Raw genomic sequence first — 17,160 nt, 5'->3', positions numbered from 1 at the left:
CAACACCGGACCAGCACCCTCACCCACCACCGACCCCCGCACCACACCCGGATGCGGCTCGTCCGAGGACAAGGCCGAGACGCCCGCACCCAACTCCTCCCGGTCCTCCCCCAGCACCACCGCACGCTGCGCGAAGACAGACCTGGTCGTCAGCAGGGACCAGCCCACCTCACCCGGCGAGTGCGAGGCGACGGAGGCATGGGCGGCCAGTGCGCGGGCCAGGGCCGGGAGGGCGTCCGGCCTGCGGGCGGACACCACCCACGGCACCGTCCGCCCCGCGGACCGGTCCGCGTCGCTCCGGCGCGGCTCCTCGGGTGCCTGCTCCAGGATCACGTGCGCGTTCGTCCCGGAGATGCCGAACGACGAGACGGCGGCACGGCGCGGGCGTTCGCCACCCGGCCACTCCACCGGCTCGGTCAGCAACCCCACAGCGCCGGACGACCAGTCCACGTGCGGCGAGGGCTCATCGATGTGCAGCGAGGCAGGCAACAGACCGTGCCGCATCGCCTCCACCATCTTGATCACACCGGCCACACCCGCGGCCGCCTGCGTATGACCGATGTTCGACTTCACCGACCCCAACCACAACGGCCGCCCATCGGAACGCTCCTGGCCGTACGTCGCCAGCAACGCCCCCGCCTCGATCGGATCCCCCAGTGTCGTCCCCGTCCCGTGGGCCTCGACCGCGTCCACGTCGGCGGGCCTCAGGCGGGCGTCGGCGAGGGCCGCGCGGATCACGCGCTCCTGGGACGGGCCGTTCGGCGCCGTCAGGCCGTTCGACGCGCCGTCCTGGTTGACGGCGGAGCCCCGTACCAGCGCCAGGACCCGATGCCCGTTGCGCCGTGCGTCCGACAGCCGCTCCAGCAGCACCAGACCCACGCCCTCGCCCCACCCCGTGCCGTCGGCTCCGGCCGCGAACGGCTTGCAGCGGCCGTCCGGCGCCAGGCCCCGCTGGCGGGAGAACTCGGTGAACATGCCCGGCGTCGACAGCACCGTCACGCCACCGGCCAGCGCGAGCGTGGACTCTCCCCGGCGCAGCGACTGACAGGCCAGGTGCAGCGCGGTCAGCGACGACGAGCACGCCGTGTCCACCGTCATCGCCGGGCCTTCGAGCCCGAGTGTGAAGGCCACGCGTCCGGCGGCGACGCTGGGGGTGGTGCCGGTGAGGAGCTGGCCCTCCAGGCCGTCGGGCGGTTCGTGGAGGCGGGGGCCGTAGTCCTGCGGTGTGAGACCGACGAAGACGCCGGTGGCGCTGTTCCGCAGGGTATCGGGGGCGATCCCCGCGCGTTCGAGCGCCTCCCACGCGGTCTCCAGCACGAGCCGCTGCTGCGGATCCATGGCCAGCGCCTCGCGCGGGCTGATCCCGAAGAAGTCGGCGTCGAACGCGTCCGCGCCGCGCAGGAATCCGCCCTCCCGCGCGTAGCTCGTGCCGGGGTGGCCCGCGTCCGGGTCGTGGAGCGCGGCGATGTCCCAGCCCCGGTCGTCGGGGAAGCCGCCGATCGCGTCCTCGCCGCGTGCGACGAGGTCCCAGAGCTGCTCCGGGGTCTCGACGCCGCCGGGGTAGCGACAGCTCATCCCGACGATGGCCAGCGGCTCGTCGGCGGAGGCGGGATGCGCGCGTACGTCCGCGACGGCGGCCGTGTCCCCGGCGGCCAGTCCGCGCAGATGGTCGGCCGCCGCCCTCGGCGTCGGGTGGTCGTAGGTGAGGGTGGCGGGCACGGGCAGCCCGGTGGCCGCGCGCAGGCGCTCGCTGAGTTCGGTGGCGCCGAGCGAGTCGAGGCCGAGCTGTTTGAAGCTGAGTCCGGGGTCGACGGCGCCCGCGGAGGCGTGCCCGAGTACGAGCGCGGCCTGCGTCCGTACGGTCTCCAGGGGGTCGTCGTCCAGGGACGGCCGCGGAGCGGCGGACTCCGCCGCCTCCGGGGGCTCCGGCACCTCCGGGACCTCGCGCGCTCCGACCGCGTTCTCCTGCCGGGGCCGCTCCTCGGCCTCCCCCTCCGGCCAGTAACGCTCGCGCTGGAAGGCGTACGTGGGCAGGTCGACGCGGCGTCCCCGCCCGGCGAGGGCACGTGTCCAGTCCACGGACGCGCCCCGCACGTACGCCTGGGCCAGTGCCGCGAGGAAGGTGCGTGCCTCGGGTCGGCCGCGGCGCAGCACCGCCAGCGCCGTGCCGCCGTCCGGGTGGGCGGCGAGGCTCTGGCGGGCCATGGCGGCGAGGGAGGCGTCGGGGCCGAGTTCGACGAGGGTGTCGGCTCCGGCGTCGCGGAGGGTGTGCACGCCCGCGAGGAACCGGACGGGCTGCCTGGCGTGGGCGGCCCAGTAGTCGGGCGAGGCGAGGTCGGCGGGGTCGGCGAGGGCTCCGGTGACGTTGGAGACGACGGGGATGCCGGGCTCGCGGAACGTCAGTCCGGCCGCCACGGTCCGCAGTTCGCCGAGGACGGCGTCCATGTGCGGGGAGTGGAACGCGTGGCTGGTACGCAGGGCTGTGGCCTTGCGGCCGCGTGCCCGCCAGGCCTCGGCGGTCTCCCGTACGACGTCGTGGTCGCCGGAGATCACTACGGAGGAGGGGCCGTTGACGGCGGCGAGCGCCAGCTCGTCCTCGCGTCCGGCGATCAGGTCCGCGGCCTCGGCCTCGGTGGCCTGGAGCGCGGCCATCGCGCCGGGCGCGGTGACGGACTCCATGAGCCGGCCGCGCGCCGCCACGAGGGCGCAGGCGTCGGGCAGGGACAGGGCCCCGGCGACGTGCGCGGCGGCGATCTCGCCGACGGAGTGGCCCATGAGGTGGCTCGCGCGCAGCCCGAAGGAGGTGACGAGGCGGTGGAGGGCGACCTCGACGGCGAACAGCGCGGGCTGCGCGTACGCCGTGCGGTCGAGCGGGGAGCCGGGGTCGTCGGTGAAGACCACATCGCGCAGCGGCCGTTCGAGGTGCGGGTCCAGGCAGGCGAACGCCTCGTCGAGCGCGTCGGCGAACACCGGGTGGGTGGCGTGGAGTTCGCGTCCCATGGCGAGGCGCTGGCTGCCCTGGCCGCTGAAGAGGAAGGCGACGCCGCCCCCGGTGACCTCCCCGGTCACGGTCGTCGGGGCGGCACCGCCGGAGGCCACCGCGCCCAGCCCCTCCAGCAGGTCCGGGGTGTCGGTGCCGAGGACGACGGCGCGGTGGGTGTGGGCGGTACGGGTGGCGGTCAGGGAGTACGCGAGGTCCGCGGCGTCGAGGTCCGCGTGGGCGGCGACATGGGCCCGCAGCCGCTCGGCCTGCGCCCGGAGCGCGGCGTGCCCCCGGCCGGAGAGCGGCCAGGCGACGGGGGTGTCCGGGAGCGGCCGGGGCAGGGTCGGTGTCCCGACCGCCCGTGTCGCGGTCGTCGTGGGCGCCTCGGCGAGCACCAGGTGGCAGTTGGTGCCGCCCATTCCGAACGCGCTGACCCCGGCCACCTTTCGCCGGCCGGGATGCGGCCAGGCGGCGAGCGTGTCCTGGACGCGCAGGCCGAGGGCCGTCAGGGGGACGTCCGGGTGCGGGGCGGCGTGGTGGAGGCTGGGCGGGAGCTGGCCGTGGGCCAGGCTGAGCGCGGTCTTGAGGAGCCCCGCGATGCCCGCGGCGCCCTCCAGGTGGCCGATGTTGGTCTTGGCGGAGCCGACGAGCAGCGGGTCGTCGGCGGGCCGTCCGCCGCCCGTGCCGAGCGCCGCGCCGAGGGCAGCGGCCTCGACCGGGTCGCCGACGGGGGTGCCGGTGCCGTGGAGTTCGACGTACTGGACCTCGGCGGGTGTGAGGCCCGCGCGCCGGTGGGCGAGCCGGATGACGGCTTCCTGGGCCCGCGCGCTGGGGACGGTGAGGCCGTCGGTGGCGCCGTCGTTGTTGAGCGCTCCGGCCTCGATCACGCAGTGGACGCGGTCCCCGTCGCGCACCGCGGCGGCCAGCGGTTTGAGCAGGACGGCGGCGCCGCCCTCGCCGCGTACGAAGCCGTTGGCGCGGGAGTCGAACGTATAGCAGCGGTCGTCGGGCGAGAGGCCGCCGAAGTGCTGGAGGGCGGTGGCGCTGGCGTCGCCGAGCGCGAGGTTCACGCCACCGGCGAGGGCGAGTTCGCATTCGCCGTGGCGGAGGCTCTCGCAGGCCAGGTGGACGGCGGCCAGCGAGGATGCCTGCGCGGCGTCGACGGTGAGGCTGGGCCCGCGCAGGCCCAGGACGTACGAGAGGCGGTTGGCGATGATGCCGCGTTGCAGGCCCGTCATGGCGTGGCGGCTGTGGGCGGCGTGGCCGTGGGCGCGCAGCAGGTGGGCGTAGTCGTCCCAGAGGGCGCCGACGAAGACGCCGGTGCCGGTGCCGTGGAGCGCGTCGGCCGGGGTTCCGGCGTCCTCCAGCGCCTCCCAGCCCAGTTCGAGCATGAGGCGCTGCTGCGGGTCCATGACGAGCGCCTCGTGGGGCGAGACATGGAAGAACGCGGCGTCGAAGCCGTCGACCCGGTCCAGGTAGCCGCCGCGCGGGGCGGGTGTCGGCCCGGACGCGCCGGAGCGTCGTCCGGCGGGCAGGGGGCGGACGGCGTCGCGGCCGTCGCGCAGCAGGCGCCAGTAGGCTGACGGGCTGTCGGCGAGGGGCAGCCGACAGGCCAGTCCCACGACCGCGATGGATGTTGCGGGCATCGCACCTCACGCCAGAGTCGAACGTATGGTTCACCAGGGCGTTCATCCTCAGCAGCGGATCAAAGCTAGTTCTAAAGCGCCACCAAAAAATGCCCCTGTCACACACGGTCACGCACCGGGAAAAGCGTTGTGAGCAGCGGACATGCTGTTCGTGTTATGCCTCGCCGTACGTCATCGATCGCCATGCGGGGTGGCGCCGTTGACGTCGGTCTGTACAGTGCTCGTGAGGAGTCGAGTGTTTACCTTCCTCCGGCAGTACAGGATTCGACACTGTATAGCCGACGTGCTGTGAGCCGAGGCCGCAGCGACTGAGAAGTCGGCCCCGAAGAAGGCCCGTGGTCGTCGTCGAGTACGGCCGCAACGGGCACGGTCATCATCTCTCGGCGTGCCCTGGCATGCGCCGTTCCATCGCGAACTCATTCCTTGGGAGGCACGAGATGCAGGAGAATTCACGTCCGTCACATGACGGGGGAAAGATTGATGTCGTACTGGAGGGCGGCCCCACAGGAATACCCAGTGCGGTACGGACGGAGCGGTCCACCATGACCGACAGGAAGCTCAAGATCCCCTTCCGCGGCGGATATGAGCACTTCGAACTCGTAGGCGAACCGGGTGACCTTTCTCGGGTCATCTTCCGATGGACTATGCGGACCAGGATTGCCGAGTGACGAGAGCGTGAAGGAAAAGCCGTCGAATAGTCGATGAGCGCACACACAACCGCGCGCCAGATGGGCAAGCACCTGGCGCGCGGCCGTTATTCGGAATCCGCCCCGTGACCCCTGCGGGAGCGGTTCGCTATTGAACTTCATTCGGGCATGAGCGCACCCGAGACCAGCTCGATGACTTCCTTGCTCCTCTCCACGAGATAGAAGTGGCCTCCCGGGAGAACCCGCAGGTCGAAGGCCCCCGTGGTGTGTTCCGCCCAGGCACGTGCCTCGTCCCGGGTCACCTTCACGTCGTCGTCCCCGATGAGCGCGGTGACCGGACAGTTCACCGCGAGACCGGGCTCGTGACGGTAGCGCTCCACGGCGGCGTAGTCGCTCCGCACCGCGGGGAGGATCATCTCCAGCACCTCCGGGTCGCCCAGAAGGTCGGTCTCGGTGCCGCTGAGCTGCTGGAGTTCGGCGATGACGCCGCTGTCATCGCGCTCGTGCACCCGTTCGTCACGGTAGGTGGACGGCGCCCTTCTCCCGGAGACGAAGAGCCTGCTGAGCGGCGGCCCCCCGTCGGCTTCGAGCCGCAGGGCCACCTCGTAGGCGACCATGGCTCCCATGCTGTGCCCGAACAACGCCAGCGGACGGCCCGTCAGCGGCCGTACGGCGGCGGCCACCTGGTCGGCCAGCTTCTCGATGCTGTCGACGCAGGGTTCGGCGCGGCGGTCCTGGCGTCCGGGGTACTGGACGGCGGCGACGGCCACGTCGGGGGTCAGCCGGGCGGACACCGGAAAGTAGAAGCTCGCGGATCCCCCGGCGTGCGGGAGGCAGAGGAGCTGGACGGCGTCGTCCCGCGCCTCGTGGTAGCGCCGGATCCAGAGGTCCTGGTCCTGAACCTCGCCGGCGAGCCGTGGATTCACTTCCCTCCTCCCGTCACGGTCGGCTCACTGTGTCGGGCAGCACCAGGCGGCTGTCGGCCGTCAGGATCGCGTGCTGCATGTTCTGGAGAGAGCGTCCGGGCTCCAGCCCCAGCTCGTCGTTGAGCATGCGGCGGGCCCGCTGGTACACCTGCAGCGCGTCGGCCTGCCGGTCGCTGCGGTGCAGCGCCAGCATGAGCTGACGGTGGAACGCCTCGCGCAGGGGATGTTCGGTGCTGAGCCAGTACAGGTCGCTGATCAGCTCGCGGTGCCGGCCCAGGGCCAGCCGGGAGTCCATCAGCATCTCCATGCATTCCAGCCAGGCTTCATTCAGCCAGGTCTGGAATCCCTGGAGAATCGGCCCGCGGCAGACGCCGTCGAGCAGCGGCCCCCGACAGAGGCCGAGCGCGTTTTCGAAACTCCGGGTGGCCGCCTCATGGTTCCCGGAGCGGTAATGCGCCCGCCCCTCCCTTACGTATTTGTCGAAGGCACGGAGATCGAGCCCGTCGTTCCCCAGACTCAACATGTACCCGGACGGTTTGGTGAGGACAGGACCTTCTTTTTTTTCTCCTCCTTCGGACCTGTTGAGGAATTTTCTGACCTGGGAGACATATACATGGAGCCCCGCGATGACACGGCGGGGCGGCTCCTCTCCCCATATCTCTCGGATGAGTTGGTCTACGGTGACCACCTGGTTCGACCGCACGAGAAGAACTGCGAGCAGGACTTCCACTTTCTGGGCTCTGATGGTCGATTTGCGCTCGCCGTCAATGACACGCAGCGGTCCCATGATCTCGTAGCGCACGTGTGAACCCCCGTCACTAGGTTGACGTGCTGATGGAATGAAGCGTTCCGTCCGCGCTTCTAGTTCCTCACTGAACCTGGCCGAAGGGGGGGGCCAGGCCATCGACAAAGCCAAACAAAAGTGCGCTGTAGGCGTCAACAGCCGTTCTCGGTCGGCCGGAACGCGATTGGTGCGGGCAGACAGAAAGATGCCCCCCTGGGGTCCGCCCGGAAAACGGGGCACTTACGGAAACAAGCGTGACAGAGGTTACCCGTGTGGTGAGGAGGGTGTGGCCTGAAGTCATCCCCATTAGCCCCGTCTTAACGAGACGACCGGCACACCGCGGAGATCGTTATTGCGGCATTAACGCATTCTTAACGACCCTCGTCCGGGTTCCGAACGGCCCCGAGTCGAGCATACGGCGGGCCCCTCCGCACCGGAGGGGGCCCGCCGTGGCGCGCGGTGTGGGCGCGAGGGGTCAGCGGATGCCGTACTTCTTCAGTACCTTCCGCTGGGCCGACGTCACCTTCGCGGGGGTGTAGACGTAGCAGACGCCGCCGGTGCCGGACTTGACCTTGCCCTGGGCGTCCTTGCGCTTGGTGCGGAGCCAGATGTTCTCGAACTGGCGCCGCTTGTAGACGTGGCGGACCGAGGGGTTGTCCGGGGACGCCGGGTCGTTGGCGATGACGTCGCCGGACTTCGTGAAGCCGATGACCGTCATCAGGTGGCCCGCCGTGCCGTAACCCGCGCCGTCCAGCTCGGACTCGATGAAGGACTGCGAGGTGATGAGCGGGATCCCGGCCGCGACGAACTCCTCCGCCTCGGTGAGGGAGTCGAGGCGCGTGACGACGGCCTCCATGTCCTTGTACGTGGCCGCGTAGGCGCCGTTGAAGGGCCAGTTGCCGCAGCCCTCGTACTGGTAGTCGAAGGTGTAGCGGGCGGCGTGGCAGACCTGGGGGTCCTCGTAGGAGGGGTTCACCCAGGCGAGGTCCTCGGCCGTCGGCTTGCGGCCCCAGAACTCGATGATCATCTGCGAGGAGGTGGGGCTGCACCACGCCTCGCCCCCGTTGTCGTACTCGGGGTACTGGCCCTTGTGGATCTCCTGCGAGTAGCGCGGGACCTTCAGCTCGACGCCCTTGGCGGCGCCGGGCTCGGAGGCGGGGACCTCGAAGCGGTCGGGGACGTCGGAGCTCATGACGGAGGCCCGCCAGACCTTCGGCGTGGCGTCGCTGCCGACCGCGCGGCACAGCGTGAGGCGCAGCCGGTAGTTCACGACGCGCAGCCCGCTGGGCAGGTCGTCGACGGAGAGCGTGTCGGTGTAGACGGTGCTCTTGCCGTCCTTCTGGTCGTCGACCGAGGTGCGGCGCGGCACGTCGTCCCCGTCGCCCTCGGTCCAGATCCCCATGACGTACCACGGGCTGTTCTTCCCGTCGGAGTACGTCCCCTGGAGCTCGACCTTGACCCAGGTGCCGGACGGCGTGTGGGCGTTCCAGGACGCGATGAGCTCGCCGCCGGGTACGGCCGGCTGGTGGCGGGGGGACGTCCAGGTGGCGTACTCCCATTTGGCCGTCTTGCCGGTGTGCGGGTCCCGGTAGTCCAGGGTCCCGGCCGGGGCACGGAAGGCGACGGCCGGGCGGCGGCCCTGCTCCACACGGGTGCCCTTGGCCTCGCCGGACGCCCAGTCCTTCCCGGTCGACCAGGAGTGCAGGTCTACGTGGGAGGCGTCCTTGCCGGGCCGCTTCCCCTTCCGGCCCGCGCCGCCGGTGTCCCCCTTGCCGGAGTGCGCGTCGGCGAGGGCCGAGGGCGCCGCCGTGGAGGCGGCCACCGCGACGGCGGCGGCCAGGACGGTGCGGCGAGTGGCGGGTCTGCTGATCATGGCGGTGATCCCCCAGTCGGTGTGCGGTGTGCGGTGTCTGAGTGCGCGTCGGGTGGTGCGGGAGTACGCGTCGGATGGTGCCGGAGTGCGTCGGGTGGTGCCGGTGGTGCGGGAGTGATGCTGCGGGAGTGCGGTAGGAAGCCAACTATTGCCGCTCCCCGGCCCTCTGTGCCAGAGCTTCGGCCGTTCGGCACGCCGCCGCCTTTGGGCTGAACCAGTGGCATGGACCGCGCCGTACGCTGTGGGGATGCCCGTATACCTCCCCCTCCAAGCCCTCGCCAGGCGGCTTCCGGAGCTGTCACCCTCCTGTGGCCCGGTCCGGCTCGTCGGCATCGACGGGCACGCGGGTTCGGGCAAGACCACGCTGGCGGCACGGCTCGCGGAGGAGCTCGGAGGGGCGCCCGTGCTCCATCTGGACGACCTCGCCAGCCACGGCGCGCTCTTCGACTGGACGGGGCGCCTGGCCGGTCAGGTCCTGGCGCCGCTGGAGCGCGGGGAGACGGCGCGGTACGAGGTGTACGACTGGGTGCGCCGGGCGTACGCCTCGGAGGCCGAGCTGCCCGCCGCGCCCGTCGCACTGGTCGAGGGGGTGGGCGCGGGACGGCGGGCGCTGCGCCCGTATCTGGCCTGTCTGCTGTGGCTGGAGACCCCGCGCGAGGAGGCGTGGCGACGGGGGCGGCACCGGGACGGGGAGGAGCAGAGGGAGTTCTGGGCAGGCTGGACACGGGCGGAGCGGGCGCACTTCGCCGAGGATCCCTCGCGTCCGTTCGCGAATTTTCTGGTGCGGAGGGGGCCGGAGACGTACGAGATGCTCCCGGGGCCCGCGGGGTCTCTCTGAGGTCCCCAAGTCCTCACTCTCCGTAGAGGAATGGCTCGTTCAATGCGGTCCCGCACGGCCGCGCCCGCTGACCGGCTTGACCCGGGCGCCAGCGAGCAATTACGTTTCCAACAGGCGGTTTTCGCAGGCCGCCTGCGGACGCGAAGCCCCCGGTTGTTCCCCCGTGACCGGGGGCTTCGTTCTGTCTCCGGGGCGAAAACGGAAGCTCTCCGATGCGTTTCCCTCACGAAGCGTAGCCACCTCACCCCCACAGGCTCCCTGCACACGCGCGTACCACCCCCGTACGCCGCCCTACGACCGCGCCTCGCGCACGGGTACGATGCGAAACGGCGCGGAAACCCGGGGTGACACCGGTGGACGCGGTCGGCAAGTCCCGTCTGGACGGGGGACGTTTGTGGGGGACGTGATGAACTTCGGCACGCAGGACCCCCAGGGCCTGCACGCCCCGGCCGAACTCGCCTGGCTGCGCGGCGTCGACGCCTACACGGTGGGTGGATACGCACAGGCCGAGGAGGAGTTCAGGACCGCCGTACGGCTCGATCCGGGAATGGCCGACGGCTGGCTCGGGCTGCACGCGCTGCGGGCCGACACCGCGACGGCGCTGGTGCGGATGTACCACCACCGGGACCGCTTCGGCGAGCAGCGCGCCCGCCACGGACGCACCCTCAACTCCTGGTACTGGCTGGGCTGGTGGGTGCAGCCCGTACTGGAGAGCGAGCGCGATCTGCTCCTCGCGCACGCCTCGCACTGGCTGGACGGCCGCCATGTCGCCGAGCTGGACCGCGCATTGGCCGACTGCCCGCCCGTGGAGGCCGACCCGCAGGTCCGCTTCCTGCACGCGTGCCGCGCGTATCTGGCCAAGGACTGGGAGCGCCTGGTCGCCCACACCGAGCCGCTGGTGGACGACCCGATGCTGGGCATCGAGGCGGGCCTGTTCGCCGGGATGGCGCGCGTACGGCTGGAGATGTACGGGCAGGCCGAGCCCCTGCTGTCGGCCGCGCTGATGCGCTGCCGCAGCGAACAGCCGCAGCGCAAGGAGCTGCGGTACTGGCTGGCGCGGGCCCGCGAGGGCACCGGCCGCAGCGCCGCGGCCCTCCCCCTCTACCGCGCCGTGCACCGGATAGACCCGGCCTTCATGGACACCGCGGCGCGGCTGACGACGATCGCCGAGGGCGACGGGCTCGGCGGCTCCTCCGACGCGGGGCTCGCCGCCGTCATCGCGGGCGGCGTGGCGGGCGGCCCGGCGGCCAACGCGGCGCAGGAGCTGTTCGACGCGGGCCTCGACGCGCCCGCCGACCCGTCCGAGCCCGCCGACCCCGCGGACCCGGCCGACGCGGCGAACCCCCTGGACGGGGGCGATTTCGCCGAGCCGCCCGGCCCCGGAGCCGCCTCCGAGCTGGACGGCGCCGGGCTGCCGGACGGCGCGGAGAGCGCCGACCCCGATCTCGACCCGGGCGCCGACGCGCTGCGCCTGGAGGACACGGGCGACCCGGCCGAGCCCATCCGCGTCGACAGCGGCGTCATACGGCAGCGGGCCGGTGCGGGCGCCCAGGGCCCGGCGGGCGGCCGCCTCCCCACCGGTCCGTCCGACCCGGTGCTGCTGGCGCAGGCGCTGGACGAGCTGGAGCGGATGGTCGGCCTGGAGCCGGTGAAGCGTCAGGTGCGGGCGCTCTCCGCGCAGTTGCACATGGCGCGGCTGCGCGCGAGCCAGGGCCTGCCCGTGCAGCCGCCGAAACGGCACTTCGTCTTCTCCGGCCCCTCGGGCACGGGCAAGACCACGGTCGCCCGCATCCTGGGCCGCGCCTTCTACGCGCTGGGGCTGCTCGGCGGCGACCATCTGGTGGAGGCCCAGCGCGCGGACCTGGTCGGCGAGTTCCTGGGCCAGACGGCGGTGAAGGCCAATGAGCTGATCGACTCCGCGCTCGGCGGCGTCCTCTTCGTGGACGAGGCGTACGCCCTGTCCAACTCGGGCTACACGAAGGGCGACGCGTACGGCGACGAGGCCCTCCAGGTCCTCCTCAAGCGCGCCGAGGACAACCGCGACCAGCTCGTGGTGATCCTCGCGGGCTACCCCGAGGGCATGGACCGGCTGCTGGCCGCCAACCCCGGCCTGTCGTCCCGCTTCACGACCCGCGTGGACTTCCCCTCGTACCGCCCGCTGGAGCTGACCGCGATCGGCGAGGTGCTCGCGGCCGACAACGGCGACGTGTGGGACGAGGAGTCCCTGGAGGAGCTGCGCAGCATCAGCGGACACGTCGTCGACCAGGGCTGGATCGACGAGCTGGGCAACGGCCGCTTCCTGCGCACGCTCTACGAGAAGAGCTGCGCCTACCGCGACCTGCGGCTGTCCGGCTATCCCGGCACGCCGACCCGCGACGACCTGGCGACACTGCGCCTCCCCGACCTCATGCAGGCGTACGGCGAGGTGCTGTCCGGCCGCGGTCCCGAGGGTCCGCGTCCCGACCAGCCTCCGCCTCCTCTGGGCTGAGCCCGGCGGAGGGCGGGGCACCCGAGGCAGGCGAGGCGGACGGAGCACCCGGGGCGCTCGCGGCGGACGGGTCGCCGGTGGGGTACGCGCCGTAGGCCGCGCCGTGCGCGTACCGCGCGGCGGGCCGCCGGGGCCGGGGCGCGGCGGCGCCCGCCGGACCGACGACGGTCTCCTGCGCGTGCGCGGGGTCGTGGACCTCGCCGACGAGCATCTCCAGGACGTCCTCCAGCGCCGCGAGCCCGAGCAGCCGCCCCGAGGCGTCCGCGACGGCCGCGAGGTGCGAGGCGGTGGCGCGCATGGCGCCCAGCGCGTCGTCCAGCGGCAGTTCGGCGCGCAGCGTGGTCATGGGCCGCCACAGGTGCTGGGGGACGGCCCGGTCGGGCTCCTCCAGGTCGAGGACGTCCTTGACGTGCAGATAGCCGAGGAAGCCGCCGTCGTCGGCGAGCACGGGGAAGCGCGAGTACCCGGTGCGGACGGTCAGCTCCTCGACCCGGCGCGGGGTGACCGCCGCGTCCACGGTCACCAGGTCCGTACGGCGCAGCAGGACGTCCGTGACGGGGCGGGAGCCCAGTTCGAGCGCGTCGGCGAGCCGCTCGTGCTCGGCGTGGCCGAGGAGCCCGGCCTCCCGGGAGTCCTCGACGAGCCGGTTGAGCTGCTCGCTGGTGAAGACGGTCTCGACCTCGTCCTTGGGCTCGACGCGGAAGGCGCGCAGCACCAGCTTGGCGCAGCTCCCCAGTCCCGCGGTCACGGGCCGGACGAGGCGCGCGAAGGCGACGAGGGCGGGGCTCAGCCACAGCGCGGTGCGCTCGGGCGCGGCCATCGCGAGGTTCTTCGGCACCATCTCGCCGACGACGAGGTGGAAGAAGACGACGACGGCGAGCGCGACCGCGTACCCCACCGGGTGGACGAGCGCGGCGGGCAGATGGACGGCGTGGAAGAGCGGTTCGAGCAGATGGGCGAGGGTCGGCTCGGCCACCGCGCCCAGGGTGAGCGAGCAGACGGTGATGCCGAACTGCGCCGCCGCCATCATCTGCGGCAGGCTCTCCAGGCCGCGCAGCACCTGCCGGGCCCGCGTGGAGCCCTCGGCGGCCAGCGGCTCGATCTGGCTGCGGCGGACGGAGACGAGGGCGAACTCGGCGCCGACGAAGAAGCCGTTCCCGAGCACCAGCAGCGCGGCGAAGAGGAGTTGGAGGACGCTCATCGCGCGGGCTCCTTGTCCCGCCCGCCGATCGCGGGGGCCGGTGTGGGGACCGACGCGGGGGCCGGCGTGGGGGCGACGACGCGGACGCGCTCCGCGCGGTGGTGTGCGACCAGCCGCACCCTGAGCTGCCAGCCGCCGACGACGGCCGTGTCGCCCGGCGCGGGGATACGGCCGAGCAGGTCGGCGACGAGGCCGGCGACCGTCTCGTACGGCCCTTCCGGGACGTCGAGGCCGATGCCCGGGAGCGCGGTGACGCGGCAGCTCCCGTCGGCCTCCCAGACGGCGCGGCCGTCGAGTTCGGGCGGCGCGGGGGCGAGTTCGGGCAGCTCGTCGAAGAGCTGCCCGTCGTGCTCGTCGCGCACCTCGCCGACCAGCTCCTCGACGATGTCCTCCAGCGTCACGACCCCCGCCGTGCCGCCGTACTCGTCGACGACGACCGCGATGGGCTGCTCGCTGCGCAGCCGCTCCAGCAGCGGCTGCACGGGCAGCGTCTGCGGAACGAGCAGCGGCGGTACGGCGATGCGCCCGGCCGGGGTGTGCAGCCGCTCGTGCGCGGGGACCGCGAGGGCGTCCTTGAGGTGCACCATCCCGGTGATCTCGTCGAGCCGGTCGTGGTAGACGGGGAAGCGGGAGAGGCCGGTGGCGCGGGTGAGGTTGAGGACGTCCTCGGCGGTGGCGAGGGCATGGAGGGCGCTGACGCGGACGCGCGGCGTCATCACGTGCTGCGCGGTGAGCCCGCCGAGCGAGAGGGTGCGCACGAACAGGTCGGCTGTGTCCTGCTCGATGGCCCCGGCGCGCGCCGAGTGCCGGGCCAGGGAGACGAGTTCGCCGGGCGTACGGGCCGACGCCAGCTCGTCCGCTGGCTGGACGCCGAAGACCCGGACGATGCGGTTGGCCACCGCGTTCAGCAGCGCGATGACGGGGCGGAAGAGGCGGGCGAAGAGCCGCTGGGGCCGGACCACGAAGCGGGCGACGGCCAGCGGCCGGGAGACCGCCCAGTTCTTCGGGACGAGTTCACCGATGACCATCTGCACGGCCGAGGCGGTGAGCATCCCGATGACGACGGCGATGCCGGGGACCGCGCCCGGCGGCGTCCCCACCGCGGAGAGCGGCGGACCGAGCAGCCGCGCGAGGGCCGGTTCGGCCAGCATGCCGGTGACGAGGGAGGTGAGGGTGATGCCGAGCTGGGTGCCGGAGAGCTGGAAGGACAGCTCGCGCAGCGCGCGGACGACGGCGCGGGAGGCGCGGTCGCCCTGCGCCGCGGCACGCTCGGCGTCGGGCCGCTCGACGGTGACGAGGCCGAACTCGGCCGCCACGAAGAAGCCGTTGGCGAGGATGAGCAGGAAGGCCACGACGAGCAGGGCTAGCGGGAGGATCATGCCACGGCCTCCTCGGCGGAGGGCGTGGCGCTCGTACTACAGGACGTTCCGTCCATCGCTGAGGGTGGTCACTCCTCGGGTCGCAGGATCCCGCTGCTCCGCGGGAGGCGGCACGTGCGCCGTCCGACCAGAGTAATCACAGGGCTTCGCCCCGCGTCAGCCCTCCGCGCTGTGGCGCTCGACAAGCCCCCGCAGGGCCCGTGCGTCGGCGACGGCCTGGCTCTTGGCGATGCCGGGCTGGATACCCATGGCCGCCAGGCTCGTCCCGTCGGACAGGTCGAGGGAGACCCAGGGGTCGCCGTTGCGCAGGTTGACCCGGAGCACCTCCGCCCATTCGAGGCGGCGCTTGGTCGTCAGATTGACGACCGTGACGCCGCCTTCGTCGGCGCTGACGCGCGGGCGGCTCAGCAGCACGAGCACGCCCAGGAAGAGCGCGGCGGTGAAGATGAAGCTCGACCGCTCCCCGCCGCTGATGTCCAGCATGAAGGCGACGGTGGTGATGGCGACGAACGCCAGGACGCCCACCGTCAGCAGGACGACGCGGGTGCGCGTCGGCCGGAACGTGACGGGCAGGGCGGGGAGTTCGGAGTGCTGCGACATGTGCGGACCCTGGTGAGAGCGGGCGAGCGGGGGAGCCGTCAGAGGCGGCAGGCGTGGATGCCGGTGGTGAGGATGGCGCGGGCGCCCAGCTCGTAGAGGTCGTCCATGATGCGCTGGGCCTCCTTCGTGCGGACCATGGAGCGGACGGCGACCCAGCCCTGGTCGTGCAGCGGGGAGATCGTCGGGGACTCCAGGCCCGGGGTGAGGGCGACGGCGCGCTCCAGGTGCTCGGCGCGGATGTCGTAGTCCATCATCACGTAGCTGCGGGCCACGAGGACACCCTGGAGGCGGCGCAGGAACTGCTCGACCTTCGCGGTCTCGGGGGCCTCGGGGTCGGCGCCGGTGCGGCGGATGACGACGGCCTCGGAGTGCAGGATCGGCTCGCCGACGATCTCCAGGCCCGCGTTGCGCAGGGAGGTGCCGGTCTCGACGACGTCGGCGATGACCTGCGCGACGCCCAGCTCGATGGCGGTCTCCACGGCGCCGTCGAGGTGGACGACCGAGGCGTCGATGCCCTGGTCGGCGAGGTGCTTGGCGACGATGCCCTCGTAGGAGGTGGCGACGGTCAGGCCCGCGAAGCCGTCGAGCGCGTCGACGGTGCCGGGCTTGGCCGCGTACCGGAACGTGGAGCGGGCGAAGCCGAGCGGGAGGACCTCCTCCGCGTTGGCCCCGGAGTCCAGCAGCAGGTCGCGGCCCGTGATGCCGATGTCGAGCTTGCCGGAGCTGACGTAGATGGCGATGTCGCGGGGGCGGAGGTAGAAGAACTCGACCTCGTTCTCGGGGTCGACGAGGACGAGTTCCTTCGACGCCTTGCGCTGCTGGTAGCCGGCCTCATGCAGCATCTCCCCCGCAGGGCCGGACAGGGAACCCTTGTTGGGGACGGCGATGCGCAGCATGGAGGGGCCTTTCGTGACGAGTGGGTGCTGAGCGGAGCTGGATGCCAGAAGTGCTCAGAGGTGAGCGTATACGTCGTCGAGGGAGATGCCCCGGGCGACCATGAGGACCTGCAGATGGTAGAGGAGCTGTGAGATCTCCTCCGCGGTCCGCTCCTCGCCCTCGTACTCGGCGGCCATCCAGACCTCGGCGGCCTCCTCGACGACCTTCTTGCCGATGGCGTGCACGCCCTGGGAGACCAGCTCCGCGGTGCGCGAGGTGATGGGGTCGCCGGTCGCGGCCTTCTGCCGCAGCTCCTCGAAGAGCTCTTCGAATGTCTTGTTCGCCATGGTCCTCTTACCCTACGTGGTCCCCGGAGGCCTCTGCCGCGAGGGCTTACCTCCAGGGCTCGGCCACGGTACGCAGGGTCGCGGCCGTGGCCACCGCCGCCGTGACGGCCTCGTGGCCCTTGTCCTCGGTGGAGCCGGCCAGGCCCGCGCGGTCGAGGGCCTGCTGCTCGGTGTCGCAGGTCAGGACGCCGAAGCCGATGGGGACGCCGGTGCTGACGGCCACGTCGGTGAGGCCCTGGGTGACGCCCTGGCAGACGTAGTCGAAGTGCGGGGTGCCGCCGCGGACGACGACGCCGAGGGCCACGATCGCGTCGTAACCGCGGTCGGCGAGGACCTTGGCGACGACGGGCAGCTCGAAGCTGCCGGGGACGCGCAGCAGCGTCGGCTCGTCGATGCCCAGCTCGCGCAGCGCGCGCAGGGCGCCGTCGACCAGGCCGTCCATGACCTGCTCGTGCCACTGTGCCGCGATCACGGCCACGCGGAGGTCTCCGCAGTTCCTGACCGTCAGTTCGGGTGCGCCCTTGCCGCTCACTTCGCTCCTCGGTGGATGTGTGGTCGTGCGTTCGGTCGTG

The 17,160-nt window shown here is 72.2% G+C and carries 13 protein-coding genes; 3 read left to right on the top strand and 10 right to left on the bottom strand.

All coding sequences use genetic code 11. The annotated features are described in order from the left end of the window. A partial coding sequence (locus ABD343_RS39050; RefSeq protein ID WP_344535447.1) for a beta-ketoacyl synthase N-terminal-like domain-containing protein occupies positions 1–4,629 on the bottom strand: 4,629 nt, incomplete at its 3' end. Between the two features lie 395 nt (positions 4,630–5,024). Between ABD343_RS39050 and ABD343_RS39045 the strand changes: the two genes are divergently transcribed. After that, on the top strand, positions 5,025–5,297 hold the full coding sequence (locus tag ABD343_RS39045; RefSeq protein WP_344535471.1) for a DUF5988 family protein: 273 nt from the start codon (positions 5,025–5,027) through the stop codon (positions 5,295–5,297). A gap of 137 nt (positions 5,298–5,434) precedes the next feature. Here ABD343_RS39045 and ABD343_RS39040 read toward each other — a convergent pair whose 3' ends face one another. From ABD343_RS39040 to ABD343_RS39030, 3 genes are all read right to left on the bottom strand, one after another. Continuing rightward, positions 5,435–6,202 carry a thioesterase II family protein gene (locus ABD343_RS39040; RefSeq protein ID WP_344535445.1) on the bottom strand — a complete coding sequence of 256 codons (768 nt, stop codon included), beginning with the start codon at positions 6,200–6,202 and terminating at the stop codon, positions 5,435–5,437. A 13-nt stretch (positions 6,203–6,215) separates the two neighbouring features. Further along, positions 6,216–7,004 (bottom strand): AfsR/SARP family transcriptional regulator, encoded by a 789-nt coding sequence (locus tag ABD343_RS39035; protein ID WP_344535443.1) that lies wholly within the window; start codon positions 7,002–7,004, stop codon positions 6,216–6,218. Positions 7,005–7,461: 457 nt separating this feature from the next. Then, positions 7,462–8,859 (bottom strand): peptidase C39 family protein, encoded by a 1,398-nt coding sequence (locus ABD343_RS39030; protein WP_344535441.1) that lies wholly within the window; start codon positions 8,857–8,859, stop codon positions 7,462–7,464. Positions 8,860–9,106: 247 nt separating this feature from the next. On the opposite strand from ABD343_RS39030, the gene ABD343_RS39025 reads away from it, so the two are divergent. Beyond that, entirely contained in the window at positions 9,107–9,697 is a 591-nt protein-coding gene (locus ABD343_RS39025) for a uridine kinase family protein (RefSeq protein WP_344535440.1), read from the top strand. Positions 9,698–10,103: 406 nt separating this feature from the next. Beyond that, positions 10,104–12,185 (top strand): AAA family ATPase, encoded by a 2,082-nt coding sequence (locus ABD343_RS39020; protein WP_344535438.1) that lies wholly within the window; start codon positions 10,104–10,106, stop codon positions 12,183–12,185. Here ABD343_RS39020 and ABD343_RS39015 read toward each other — a convergent pair. From ABD343_RS39015 to ribH, 6 genes are all read right to left on the bottom strand, one after another. Beyond that, positions 12,103–13,386, bottom strand: coding sequence for a hemolysin family protein (locus ABD343_RS39015; RefSeq protein WP_344535437.1), 1,284 nt, complete (start codon positions 13,384–13,386; stop codon positions 12,103–12,105). The genes ABD343_RS39020 and ABD343_RS39015 overlap by 83 nt on opposite strands. Then, positions 13,383–14,765 (bottom strand): hemolysin family protein, encoded by a 1,383-nt coding sequence (locus tag ABD343_RS39010; protein WP_344535436.1) that lies wholly within the window; start codon positions 14,763–14,765, stop codon positions 13,383–13,385. The genes ABD343_RS39015 and ABD343_RS39010 overlap by 4 nt, the downstream gene beginning before the upstream one ends. A gap of 156 nt (positions 14,766–14,921) precedes the next feature. Then, positions 14,922–15,365 carry a PH domain-containing protein gene (locus ABD343_RS39005; RefSeq protein WP_344535435.1) on the bottom strand — a complete coding sequence of 148 codons (444 nt, stop codon included), beginning with the start codon at positions 15,363–15,365 and terminating at the stop codon, positions 14,922–14,924. A gap of 38 nt (positions 15,366–15,403) precedes the next feature. Next, positions 15,404–16,261 carry an ATP phosphoribosyltransferase gene (gene hisG / locus ABD343_RS39000; RefSeq protein WP_344535434.1) on the bottom strand — a complete coding sequence of 286 codons (858 nt, stop codon included), beginning with the start codon at positions 16,259–16,261 and terminating at the stop codon, positions 15,404–15,406. A gap of 54 nt (positions 16,262–16,315) precedes the next feature. Further along, the gene (locus ABD343_RS38995) at positions 16,316–16,588 is read right to left on the bottom strand and encodes a phosphoribosyl-ATP diphosphatase (protein ID WP_344535433.1); all 273 of its coding nucleotides are present in this window, start codon (positions 16,586–16,588) and stop codon (positions 16,316–16,318) included. Between the two features lie 46 nt (positions 16,589–16,634). Further along, the gene (ribH, locus tag ABD343_RS38990; RefSeq protein ID WP_344535431.1) at positions 16,635–17,120 is read right to left on the bottom strand and encodes a 6,7-dimethyl-8-ribityllumazine synthase; all 486 of its coding nucleotides are present in this window, start codon (positions 17,118–17,120) and stop codon (positions 16,635–16,637) included. Between the last annotated feature and the right edge of the window lie 40 nt (positions 17,121–17,160).

This window comes from Streptomyces albiaxialis (assembly GCF_039530985.1).
GTDB classification, from domain to species: domain Bacteria; phylum Actinomycetota; class Actinomycetes; order Streptomycetales; family Streptomycetaceae; genus Streptomyces; species Streptomyces albiaxialis.
The sequence above is the reverse complement of the archived record's forward strand: the minus strand, read 5'-3'. Positions and strand labels throughout refer to the sequence as shown.

What these genes read in the sequence shown, in the direction of transcription:
- ABD343_RS39015 (WP_344535437.1), bottom strand. Translation starts at nt 13,386, where the DNA reads ATGAGCGTCCTCCAACTCCTCTTCGCCGCGCTGCTGGTGCTCGGGAAC.
- ABD343_RS39010 (WP_344535436.1), bottom strand. Translation starts at nt 14,765, where the DNA reads ATGATCCTCCCGCTAGCCCTGCTCGTCGTGGCCTTCCTGCTCATCCTC.
- hisG (WP_344535434.1), bottom strand. Translation starts at nt 16,261, where the DNA reads ATGCTGCGCATCGCCGTCCCCAACAAGGGTTCCCTGTCCGGCCCTGCG.
- ABD343_RS39025 (WP_344535440.1), top strand. Translation starts at nt 9,107, where the DNA reads ATGCCCGTATACCTCCCCCTCCAAGCCCTCGCCAGGCGGCTTCCGGAG.
- ABD343_RS39020 (WP_344535438.1), top strand. Translation starts at nt 10,104, where the DNA reads ATGAACTTCGGCACGCAGGACCCCCAGGGCCTGCACGCCCCGGCCGAA.
- ABD343_RS39045 (WP_344535471.1), top strand. Translation starts at nt 5,025, where the DNA reads ATGCGCCGTTCCATCGCGAACTCATTCCTTGGGAGGCACGAGATGCAG.
- ABD343_RS39005 (WP_344535435.1), bottom strand. Translation starts at nt 15,365, where the DNA reads ATGTCGCAGCACTCCGAACTCCCCGCCCTGCCCGTCACGTTCCGGCCG.
- ABD343_RS39030 (WP_344535441.1), bottom strand. Translation starts at nt 8,859, where the DNA reads ATGATCAGCAGACCCGCCACTCGCCGCACCGTCCTGGCCGCCGCCGTC.
- ABD343_RS38995 (WP_344535433.1), bottom strand. Translation starts at nt 16,588, where the DNA reads ATGGCGAACAAGACATTCGAAGAGCTCTTCGAGGAGCTGCGGCAGAAG.